Annotated in this window: 11 protein-coding genes; 6 read left to right on the forward strand and 5 right to left on the reverse strand. The window is 71.5% G+C overall.

Annotated features, from left to right (window positions below):
• Positions 1 to 50: 50 nt before the first annotated feature.
• Both ACFY93_RS32525 and ACFY93_RS32530 read right to left on the reverse strand, forming a co-directional pair.
• Positions 51 to 887 (reverse strand): transporter substrate-binding domain-containing protein, encoded by an 837-nt coding sequence (locus ACFY93_RS32525; RefSeq protein WP_391365508.1) that lies wholly within the window; start codon positions 885 to 887, stop codon positions 51 to 53.
• A gap of 58 nt (positions 888 to 945) precedes the next feature.
• Complete coding sequence (locus ACFY93_RS32530) at positions 946 to 1,722, reverse strand: ATP-binding cassette domain-containing protein (protein ID WP_391365509.1); 777 nt, start codon at positions 1,720 to 1,722, stop codon at positions 946 to 948.
• A 283-nt stretch (positions 1,723 to 2,005) separates the two neighbouring features.
• On the opposite strand from ACFY93_RS32530, the gene ACFY93_RS32535 reads away from it, so the two are divergent.
• Together ACFY93_RS32535 and ACFY93_RS32540 are read left to right on the forward strand one after the other, a co-directional pair.
• Positions 2,006 to 2,692: a response regulator gene (locus ACFY93_RS32535; protein ID WP_391365510.1), complete on the forward strand. Its 687-nt coding sequence runs from the start codon at positions 2,006 to 2,008 to the stop codon at positions 2,690 to 2,692.
• 9 nt (positions 2,693 to 2,701) lie between these two features.
• On the forward strand, positions 2,702 to 4,099 hold the full coding sequence (locus tag ACFY93_RS32540; RefSeq protein WP_391365511.1) for an ATP-binding protein: 1,398 nt from the start codon (positions 2,702 to 2,704) through the stop codon (positions 4,097 to 4,099).
• A 92-nt stretch (positions 4,100 to 4,191) separates the two neighbouring features.
• Here ACFY93_RS32540 and ACFY93_RS32545 read toward each other — a convergent pair whose 3' ends face one another.
• Positions 4,192 to 5,190 carry a TAXI family TRAP transporter solute-binding subunit gene (locus tag ACFY93_RS32545; protein WP_391365512.1) on the reverse strand — a complete coding sequence of 333 codons (999 nt, stop codon included), beginning with the start codon at positions 5,188 to 5,190 and terminating at the stop codon, positions 4,192 to 4,194.
• A 121-nt stretch (positions 5,191 to 5,311) separates the two neighbouring features.
• Between ACFY93_RS32545 and miaB the strand changes: the two genes are divergently transcribed.
• Entirely contained in the window at positions 5,312 to 6,850 is a 1,539-nt protein-coding gene (gene miaB, locus ACFY93_RS32550) for a tRNA (N6-isopentenyl adenosine(37)-C2)-methylthiotransferase MiaB (protein WP_391365513.1), read from the forward strand.
• Positions 6,851 to 6,953: 103 nt separating this feature from the next.
• Positions 6,954 to 7,673 carry a class III extradiol dioxygenase subunit B-like domain-containing protein gene (locus ACFY93_RS32555; protein ID WP_391365514.1) on the forward strand — a complete coding sequence of 240 codons (720 nt, stop codon included), beginning with the start codon at positions 6,954 to 6,956 and terminating at the stop codon, positions 7,671 to 7,673.
• A gap of 140 nt (positions 7,674 to 7,813) precedes the next feature.
• Here ACFY93_RS32555 and ACFY93_RS32560 read toward each other — a convergent pair whose 3' ends face one another.
• Positions 7,814 to 8,275, reverse strand: coding sequence for an Rv0909 family putative TA system antitoxin (locus tag ACFY93_RS32560; RefSeq protein WP_391365515.1), 462 nt, complete (start codon positions 8,273 to 8,275; stop codon positions 7,814 to 7,816).
• 25 nt (positions 8,276 to 8,300) lie between these two features.
• Positions 8,301 to 8,675, reverse strand: coding sequence for a hypothetical protein (locus ACFY93_RS32565; protein WP_391365516.1), 375 nt, complete (start codon positions 8,673 to 8,675; stop codon positions 8,301 to 8,303).
• Between the two features lie 249 nt (positions 8,676 to 8,924).
• On the opposite strand from ACFY93_RS32565, the gene miaA reads away from it, so the two are divergent.
• Positions 8,925 to 9,863 (forward strand): tRNA (adenosine(37)-N6)-dimethylallyltransferase MiaA, encoded by a 939-nt coding sequence (gene miaA / locus ACFY93_RS32570; protein WP_391365517.1) that lies wholly within the window; start codon positions 8,925 to 8,927, stop codon positions 9,861 to 9,863.
• 108 nt (positions 9,864 to 9,971) lie between these two features.
• A complete protein-coding gene (locus tag ACFY93_RS32575; RefSeq protein WP_391365521.1) occupies positions 9,972 to 10,466 on the forward strand; it encodes a hypothetical protein in 495 nt (164 codons plus the stop codon).
• Positions 10,467 to 10,574 lie beyond the last annotated feature (108 nt).

The following is a 10,574-nucleotide window of genomic DNA, read 5'->3' on the forward strand; positions in this document are numbered from 1 at the left end:
GTCGATGCCCGGGTGCGCCGCCGTGGGACGGCGCACCACCTGGCCCTGCATCAGCTGACGACGTTGCCGATCTTCGGAGCGGGCTCGTTCTTGTAGTTGGCCGGGCCGAAGTTGTCCTTCACGGCCTTGTCCCAGGCCTTGTCGGCGACCATCTTCTCCAGGGCGGTGTTGATCTTCGCCTTGAGGTCGCTGCCCTTCTTGACGCCGATGCCGTAGTTCTCGTTGGTCATCTTGAAACCGCCGAGCTTGAACTTGCCCTTGAAGGTGTCCTGCGCGGCGTAGCCGGCGAGGATCGAGTCGTCCGTCGTCAGGGCGTCGATGGCCTTGTTCTGCAGACCGGTCAGGCACGCCGAGTACGTCGGGAGCTTCTGCAGCTGCGCCTTGGGGGCCAGCTTGTCCTTCACGTTCTGCGCCGAGGTCGAACCCGTCACCGAGCACAGCTTCTTGCTGTTCAGGTCCTTCGGGGACTTGATCGAGCTGTCGTCGGCGCGGACGAGGACGTCCTGGTGCGCGAGCAGGTACGGGCCGGCGAAGTCGACCTTGGCCTCGCGCTCGGGGGTGATCGAGTAGGACGCGGCGATGAAGTCGACGTCACCGCGCTGGAGCATGGTCTCGCGGTCGGCGCTCTTCGCCTCCTTCCACTCGATCTGGTCCGCCTTGTAACCGAGCTGCTTGGCGACGTAGGTCGCGACGTCGACATCGAAGCCGGAGTAGCCGTCCGGGGTCTTCTGACCGATGCCCGGCTGGTCGAACTTGATGCCGATGGTGATCTTCTTGCCGCCGCCCGACGAACCACTGTCGTCCTTGTCGTCGGAGCCACACGCGGTCGCGGTGACGGCGAGGGCGAGTACGGCGGCCGAGGCGGCGGTGACCTTGCGGAGCTTCATGGTGAACATCCTTTGCGTGATGAAGAGATGCGGGCCGTCAGTGGCGGAGAGGGGGCCGTCAGTGGTGCAGGATCTTCGACAGGAAGTCCTTGGCCCGGTCACTGCGGGGATTGCTGAAGAACTGATCCGGCACAGCCTCTTCGACGATCCGGCCGTCCGCCATGAAAACCACCCGGTTCGCAGCCGAACGGGCGAAGCCCATCTCATGGGTGACGACGATCATGGTCATACCGTCTCGAGCGAGCTGCTGCATGACCTCCAGCACCTCGTTGATCATCTCGGGGTCGAGCGCCGAGGTCGGCTCGTCGAAGAGCATGACCTTCGGGTCCATGGCCAGCGCGCGCGCGATCGCGACGCGCTGCTGCTGACCGCCCGAGAGCTGCGCGGGGTACTTGTCCGCCTGCGTGCCCACGCCGACCCGGTCGAGCAGCTCGCGGGCCTTCGTCTCGGCGGCCTTCTTGTCGGCCTTGCGGACCTTGATCTGGCCCAGCATCACGTTCTCGAGCACCGTCTTGTGCGCGAAGAGGTTGAAGGACTGGAAGACCATCCCGACGTCGGCCCGCAGCCGCGCCAGTGCCTTGCCTTCCAGGGGGAGCGGCCTGCCGTCGATCGTGATGTCGCCCGAGTCGATCGTCTCCAGACGGTTGATCGTGCGGCACAGGGTGGACTTCCCGGACCCCGAGGGTCCGATGACCACGACGACTTCGCCACGGGCGATCGTCAGGTCGATGTCCTGGAGCACGTGCAACGCGCCGAAATGCTTGTTGACGCTCTTCAGGACGACCAGTTCGTCGGTCGCGGCCGCGGCATCCTTGGCCACCGATACTTCGGTCATCGCTCTATGGCTCCGTCCTCCTCGGTTTCGGAGGACAGTAGTAACCCGCGACGACCAGCGTCATTACATCTGAGGGGAAATTGAGGATAACGATCTGGTAGCAGTCGGCCACGGCGCGTAGTGGGCGACGCACCGCGCGTACCGGCTGGGTAACGGTAGCCGGGCGGAACCCGCCCGCTCTTGACGCCGTCCTCATCCATCGGAGTCACTGCCATGATGCACGCGCGCGTGCCCGCGATGTAAGAGACCGTACCGAACGACCGATGAACTTGAGGGGGCCGGAATGAGACTGCTCCTCGTCGAGGACGACAACCACGTCGCCGCCGCCCTGTCGGCGATCCTGGCGCGGCACGGCTTCGACGTCACGCACGCCCGCAGCGGCGAGGAGGCCCTGCGGGCACTGGTCCCGGAGGGCGACGGCTTCGGCGTCGTCCTGCTCGACCTCGGCCTGCCCGACCAGGACGGCTACGAGGTCTGCGGCAAGATCCGCAAGCGCACCAGCACCCCGGTGATCATGGTCACCGCACGCGCCGACGTACGGTCCCGCATCCACGGCCTCAACCTCGGCGCCGACGACTACGTCGTGAAGCCGTACGACACCGGTGAGCTGCTGGCCCGTATCCACGCAGTCAGCCGGCGCACCGCCCACGACGACCCGGCGGCGCCCGGCGGGAGCGCCCTGCGCCTCGGGGCCGTCCACATCGAGCTGCCCACCCGCCAGGTCAGCGTGGACGGATCCGCCGTCCAGCTCACCCGCAAGGAATTCGACCTGCTCGCCCTGCTGGCCCAGCGCCCCGGCGTCGTCTTCCGCCGGGAACAGATCATCAGCGAGGTGTGGCGCACCAGTTGGGAGGGGACCGGACGCACCCTCGAAGTGCACGTCGCCTCCCTGCGCTCCAAGCTGCGCATGCCCGCGCTGATCGAGACAGTCCGGGGCGTCGGGTACCGGCTCGTCGCCCCCCAGGCGTAGCGGGCCCGGGTGCGCACACGGCTCCTCCCGCTGCTCATCGTCCTGATGGCAGCCGTACTCCTGGCCCTCGGCGTCCCGCTCGCCGCGAGCGTGGCCGCCGCCCAGCAGCAGCGGGTGGTCGTCGACCGCATCGACGACACGGCGCGCTTCGCGTCCCTCGCCCAGTACGTCACCGACCGGCCCTCCGGCTCCCGCGTCGCGTCCGTGGACGAGCGCGGTGAGACGCTGCGCACGGAACTCGAGACGTACTACGAGGCGTACGGCATCCGCGCCGGCGTCTTCTACCGCGACGACCACCCGATGGCCCACGCGCCGCAGACCTGGTACCTGCCCGAGGAGGGCGAGGGGCGCGACGCCTACAACGAGGCGCTTCTGGGGCGCCGCAGCCACGACCCCAAGCAGGTCTGGCCCTGGCAGCGCAACCGGCTCGTCGTCGCCTCCCCGGTCATCCGGGACGGCGACGTCGTCGCCGTGGTCGTCACCGACTCGCCCACCGGACAGATGCGGTCCAAGACCCTGCACGGCTGGCTGCTCATCGGCGCCGGTGAGGTCGCCGCGATGCTGCTCGCCCTGGGAGCCGCGCTGCGCCTCACGGGCTGGGTCCTCAAGCCCGTCCGGATCCTCGACGCCACCACGCACGACATCGCCACCGGACGCCTGAAGTCACGCGTCGCGGCCGCCGGCGGCCCTCCGGAACTCAGACGGCTGGCGAGGTCGTTCAACGAGATGGCGGACAACGTCGAGGACGTCCTGGAGCAGCAGCGCGCCTTCGTCGCCGACGCCTCCCACCAGCTGCGCAACCCGCTCTCCGCGCTGCTGCTGCGCATCGAGCTGCTCGCTCTCGAACTGCCCGAGGGCAATGAGGAGATCGCCTCGGTCCGCACCGAGGGCAAGCGCCTCGCCCAGGTCCTCGACGACCTGCTCGACCTGGCGCTGGCCGAGCACGCCGAGGCGGATCTGCGGCTGACCGACATCGGCGAGCTCACGGCGGAGCGCGTCGCCTCCTGGGAGCCGGTCGCCGACAGCAAGGGCGTCCGGCTGACCGGTACCTGCCCGGCCACCACCGCCTGGGCCGACCCCGTCACCCTGTCCAGCGCCCTGGACGCGGTGATCGACAACGCGCTCAAGTTCACCCCCCCGGGAGAGGGCGTCGAGGTCACCGTGGCGTCGAACGGCGAGGTGGCCACGGTCGTCGTCACCGACGGCGGCCCGGGACTCGGCGACGAGGAGCTGGCCCGCATCGGCGACCGCTTCTGGCGCAGCGCCGGGCACCAGAACATCAAGGGGTCGGGCCTGGGCCTGTCCATCTCCCGGACCCTGCTGGCGGCGTGCGGCGGTTCGATCTCGTACGCCCGCCACGAGCCGCACGGTCTGCGGGTCACGGTGACGCTGCCCCGGACGGGCTGACGCTGCCCCGTACGGGCTGAGGCCGCCCCGGACGGGCTGACGGACGGGTCCCGGAGGCCGGTGGGCGCCGGCCGCGCGCGCCGTCGCACGTCCTACGGTTTGACCGACCGGTAGTACCGCGTGGCGCCCCGGTGCAGCTTCAGCGGGTCCGTGAAGATCGCCGTGCGCAGGTCCACCAGCTGGGCCGCGTGCACCTCGTGCCCGATGCCGTCCCGGCTGTCGATCACCGTGCGCGTGAAGTGCTCGGTGAGGGTCGGGTCGGTGTCGGCCCGGGTGACCAGGAGGTTCGCCACCGCCACCGTCGGTATGGCCGCGCCCTGCTGGACGCTCGGGTAGGCGTCGGCGGGCATGTCGGCGGCCCGGTAGTAGCGCGAGATGCCGCCCTGCCGGTGCAGCTTGTCGACGAGGCCGGCCCCGAGCGGGATCAGGCGGATCTGGAAGTTCCCGGCGAGATCGGCGACGGCCCCCGTGGGCAGCCCCCCCGACCAGAAGAAGGCGGCGATCCGTCCGTTCTCCAGCTCGGCCGGCATCTCGGAGATCCCGGTGGACACCGGCTCGATGTCCTTGTCGGGGTCGAGCCCGGCCGCCATCAGGATCCGGTCGGCGATCAGCCGCACCCCGGAACCCGCCTGGCCCACGGCCACCGTCCTGCCCCGCAGGTCCTCGATCGACCGCACCGGCGACGAACGCGGGACGACCACCTGGACGTAGTCGTCGTACAGCCGGGCGCAGCCGCGCAGTTGATCCGCCCCGGGGCGGCCCTCCAGCTTGAACTTCTCCACGGCGTCGGCCGCCGCGATGGTGAAGTCGGCCTTGCCGGTGGCCACCCGCTCCACGTTCTCCTGCGACCCCTCGCTGCTCAGCAGCCGTACGTCGAGGTCGGGCATGTCCTTCGCCAGCTCGTGCTTCAGCAGCACCCCGTAGCGCTGGTAGACGCCGCTGCGCGTGCCTGTGCTGAGGGTCACCGTGCCGCTCGGCGAGCTTTCCCCGAGCGGCAGCAGCCACCACAGCAGCAGCCCGAGCACGACGAACGCGGCCGCGGCCGCCTGTAGCGCGCGGCGCCTGCCGATTCGGGGGAGGGCCTGGACCATGCGCGCGATCCTGCCAGGCCGGACGGGCGGATGACCAGGCCGAGGCCGCCGGTGCCCGCTCCCGGGCGGGAAGCCACAGGTGTGGACGGATGGCACTCCGGGTACCGCCTACCCTTGTCGCATGAGCAGCAGCGACCGGAGCCAGGCAGTGGACGTCCAGGAACCCCGTACGGAAGCCAAGACGTACGAAGTGCGCACCTACGGGTGCCAGATGAACGTCCACGACTCCGAACGGCTCTCCGGGCTCCTCGAGGGCGCCGGGTACGTCCGTGCCCCCGAGGGCGCGGACGGCGACGCGGACGTCGTCGTCTTCAACACCTGCGCGGTCCGGGAGAACGCCGACAACCGGCTGTACGGCAACCTCGGCCGGCTCGCCCCGATGAAGACCAGGCGCCCCGGGATGCAGATCGCCGTCGGCGGCTGCCTCGCCCAGAAGGACCGCGACACCATCGTGCGGCGGGCCCCCTGGGTCGACGTCGTCTTCGGTACGCACAACATCGGCAAGCTGCCGGTCCTGCTGGAGCGCGCCCGTGTGCAGGAGGAGGCACAGGTCGAGATCGCCGAGTCGCTGGAGGCGTTCCCCTCGACCCTGCCGACCCGCCGCGAGAGCGCGTACGCGGCGTGGGTCTCGATCTCCGTCGGCTGCAACAACACCTGCACCTTCTGCATCGTCCCGGCGCTGCGCGGCAAGGAGAAGGACCGCAGGACCGGCGACATCCTCGCCGAGATCGAGGCGCTGGTCGGGGAGGGCGTCAGCGAGATCACGCTGCTCGGCCAGAACGTCAACGCCTACGGCAGCGACATCGGCGACCGCGAGGCCTTCAGCAAGCTGCTGCGCGCCTGCGGCGGGATCGAGGGCCTGGAGCGGGTCCGGTTCACCTCGCCGCACCCGCGCGACTTCACGGACGACGTGATCGCGGCCATGGCCGAGACGCCGAACGTGATGCCGCAGCTGCACATGCCGCTGCAGTCCGGCTCGGACACCGTCCTCAAGGCGATGCGCCGCTCGTACCGGCAGGAGCGGTACCTGGGGATCATCGAGAAGGTGCGGTCGGCGATCCCGCACGCGGCGATCACCACCGACATCATCGTGGGCTTCCCCGGCGAGACCGAGGAGGACTTCGAGCAGACGCTCCACGTGGTCCGCGAGGCCCGCTTCGCGCAGGCGTTCACGTTCCAGTACTCCAAGCGTCCCGGCACCCCGGCGGCGACCATGGAGGGCCAGATCCCCAAGGAGGTCGTCCAGGCGCGGTACGAGCGTCTCGTCGCCCTGCAGGAGGAGATCTCCTGGGACGAGAACAAGAAGCAGGTCGGCCGCACCTTCGAACTGATGGTCGCGGAGGGTGAGGGCCGCAAGGACGGTGCCACCCACCGCCTGTCCGGCCGCGCCCCGGACAACCGCCTCGTGCACTTCACCAAGCCCGACGCCGAGGTCCGTCCCGGCGACGTCGTCACCGTCGAGATCACCTACGCGGCCCCGCACCACCTGCTCGCGGAGGGCGCCGTCCTGGACGTACGCCGCACGCGGGCGGGAGACGCCTGGGAGAAGCGCAACGCCGCCGAGGCGGCCAAGCCGGCGGGCGTGATGCTCGGACTGCCGGGGATCGGCGCCCCCGAGCCGCTGCCGGTGGCCACGGGCAGCGGCTGCGGGTGCGACTGAGCGACGGACCCGGCCGGCGAGCGGCTGACCCCGGCCGTCCGCCGGCGGCGTGCTGATGACGCACGGCTGACCGTCGTGCGCGGTGCGCGTTACGCTGCGGATCATGCTTGTCGCCGCCGCAGTCTGCCCCTGCCCGCCGCTGCTCGTGCCCGACGTGGCCGCCGGCGCGGCACCCGAACTGGATGCCGCACGCGCCGCGTGCACCGACGCGCTGGGCGTGCTCGCCGCCTCCCGCCCCGACCGGCTCGTCGTCGTGGGCCCCGCCGAGCAGGAGGCCCGAGGGGCGCACCCCGAGGGCACCCCCGGTTCGTTCCGCGCGTTCGGTGTGGACCTCGACGTGCGGCTGGGCGCCGGCGCGCCGGAACCCGCGTCACCGGAACGGTCGCTGCCGCCGTCGCTCGCGGTCGGAGCCTGGCTGCTCCAGCGGGCGGACTGGTCCGACGCCCCGGTGGAAGGACTCGGCGTGGGCGAACCGCTGGCGCCCGAGCGGTGCGTTCAGGTGGGGGCGGAGATCGCCGCCGCGGCCGGCCGTGTGGCGCTTCTCGTGATGGGCGACGCCAGCGCCTGCCGGACACTCAAGGCGCCCGGGTACTTCGACGAGCGCGCGGCCGGTTTCGACACGGAGGCCACCCGGGCGCTGGGCACGGCCGACGTGGCCGCTCTGAAGGCGCTGGATGCCGGGCTGGCCTACGAGCTCAAGGCGTCGGGACGGGCGGCCTGGCAGGTCCTGGCGGGTGCGGCCGAGGGAGCGGGCCTCTCGGGCGAGCTGCTCTACGAGGACGCCCCCTACGGAGTGGGGTACGTGGTCGCGACCTGGACCTGACGGACCGGGAACCCAGGGCGGCGCGGGGACGGCCGGGAGTCCGGACTCCCGGCCGTCCGCCGGCGCGCCCTCGCCGGACAGATCGCGTCGCCTCCGGACGCTTCCCGGGCCTCGGGTGCCTCCAGGTGTCCTCGACGCCCTCAGGGGGCCGGAGGGGGAGGCGGCGGGTCGGGCGGCGACATGTCGCCCCCGCTCATCCCGGGACTCGTGTCACGGCTCGTGCCCGGCGTCGGCCGGTGGCTCGTCCCCGGTGCGGCGTGATGACCCGTACCGGGCGTGGCGCCCGTGCCGGGCGTGGCGCCCGTACCCGTGCCGGGCGTGGCGCCCGTGCCCGTGCCGGGCGTGGCGCCTGTTCCCGTGCCGTGGGCGGTGCCGTCGTGCGTCCCGGACCTCTCCTTGTGGGCGAGCCGGTCCACGGCACCCTTGGCCTTGCCGCTGCCCGTCCGGATCCTGTCGCTGTACTTGCCCTTGGTCCTCTCGTCGACCGCTCTGGCGGCCTTGTCGAGACCTTGACCGATCTTGTCCCCGTGCTGCAGTGCGAGGTCAGAGACCTTGTCCTTGGCCGGGGCGAGCCTGGCCTTCACATCGTCCAGGAGACCCACTGGTCCACCTTCCCTCGCGGGCGGTCTACTTCCGGGCGCCCTCGTCGGCCTCGCTGTCGGCGGACTGCTCCGCGGACTGCTGTTTCGGGATCTCGACATCGGTGCCCGCGCCGTCGGCCGCTTTCGCGGTCACGGCGGTCGCCTCCGCCTCCGCCCCGGTCCCGGCGTCCGAGGAGCCGGTCGCGGGGGAATCAGCCGCGGGCCGACCCGCCGCGGCAGGACCGGCGTCGGACACCCCGGCATCGCGCCCGTCGGCACCGGTGGCGGCACTGGCGTCCGCCGCGTCCGCCGCGTCCGCCGCGTCCGCGTCGGCGGCCTCGGTGGAATCGGTCCCGGGGGTCCGCTCCGCCTCCTCCGCCGTTCCGGACGCGGATTCGACCGTCCGGGTGTCGGCCGTCACCTCGGCGGTTGACGCCTCCTCCGTAGCAGCCTTCGACCTCCGAAAAAGCCGTGCAAAAACGCCCATATCCACTCCATACGGTACTCGTGAGAGCGAAATTCCGCGTTACCCGGTGCGTCCCATTGCGTCGCGCGGGTCACCGGCTCTCGAAAACCGGCGGCCGGAACCTCGCAACAGGCAACGACCCCGGACCCGTGGCGTCACGTAGCTCGTTCGAGGAGAGGGGCCGGGGTTTGCGAGACTGGGGCGGTGAGTAGTGCAGCTCCCGCCCCGCGGGTCATCGCCGTCGTCGGGCCAACCGCGGCAGGAAAGTCCGATCTGGGCGTCTTCCTCGCCGAGCGGCTCGGCGGCGAGGTCGTCAACGCCGACTCCATGCAGCTCTATAGGGGGATGGACATCGGCACCGCCAAACTGACGCCCGAGGAACGCGGCGGGGTCCCGCACCACCTCCTGGACATGTGGGACGTGACCGTCACCGCCAGCGTCGCCGAGTACCAGCGGCTCGCACGCGCGCGGATCGACGCGCTGCTCGCCGAGGGCCGCTGGCCCGTCCTGGTCGGCGGTTCCGGGCTGTACGTCCGCGGCGCGATCGACCATCTGGACTTCCCCGGCACGGACCCCGAGGTGCGCGCGCGGCTGGAGGAGGAGCTCGCGCTGCGCGGCTCCGGCGCCCTGCACGCGCGGCTGGCCGCGGCCGACCCGGAGGCCGCCCAGGCGATCCTGCCCGGAAACGGCCGCCGCATCGTCCGCGCCCTCGAGGTCATCGAGATCACCGGGAAGCCCTTCACCGCCAACCTCCCGCGCCACGACTCCGTCTACGACACCGTTCAGGTCGGCGTGGACGTGGCCCGCCCCGAGCTGGACGAGCGCATCGCACGCCGCGTCGACCGGATGTGGGAGGCCGGCCTCGTCGACGAGGTGCGCGCGCTGGCGGAGCGCGGCCTGCGCGAGGGGCGCACGGCCTCCCGCGCGCTGGGCTACCAGCAGGTGCTCGCGGCGCAGGCCGGGGAGTGCACGGAGGACGAGGCACGCGCCGAGACCGTACGCGCCACCAAACGCTTCGCGCGCCGGCAGGATTCGTGGTTCAGGCGCGACCCGCGGGTGCACTGGTTGAGTGGGGCTGCGGCGGATGTCACAGAACTTCCGCGGCTCGCGCTGGCGTTGGTCGAACGACCGGTTACAGCCTGATCACGTCATGGCATCGGGACGCTCCGGCCGTCATCGCGGCCTCTGACGCCGTGCCATCATCGAGCTTCGATCGACCGAGTGAAGTCCGAGTTGGGAGGGCGCGTGGCGATGGAGGCCGGCCCTCGCGACACGACAGAAGGCACGCAGCAGGACACCGGGCAGGACATCGGGCAGGACGGGGATCGGCTGATCCCCGACGGGCCCGACGAGACGCCTGACGGCGTGACCGCCGACGGCCCCGGGCCGGACGAGATGTCCGCCGGGCCCGAGGTCGAGGTCGAGCTGCGCCCCCAGCGCAGGCTGCGGATCTGGCAGCTCGCCCCCATCGTGGGCCTGGCCGCGACCGGCTCACTGATGTTCGCCTTCCCGCTGGCCTTCGAGTTCGGCGACGGCGGTGCCGTGGTCGCCATGCTCGGCCTGCTCATCTGCTCGTGCGCCGCGGGCTGGGGCATGATGGCCGCCCGCCGCGTCGGTTACACGTGGCCCGGGTTTCCGCAGCGCGGCTCCGGACGCCGCCCGGACTGGCGGGTCGTGATCGCGTACGTCGCCGTGGTCGCCGCCGTCGCGGTCCTGGCCGTCTGGCGGGTCGCGCGCCTGCGCTGAGGCGCCGGCCGCCCCCTCCCCGTTATCTTTTTCGCGGTCCTGCAACGGGGCCGCTGGCCTCCGGGCTCGGCATGACTGTGTCCCCCTGTCGAAGGAATGACCTGGGGG

Origin of the sequence: Streptomyces sp. NPDC008313, assembly GCF_042956125.1 — a bacterium.
GTDB lineage: Bacteria > Actinomycetota > Actinomycetes > Streptomycetales > Streptomycetaceae > Streptomyces.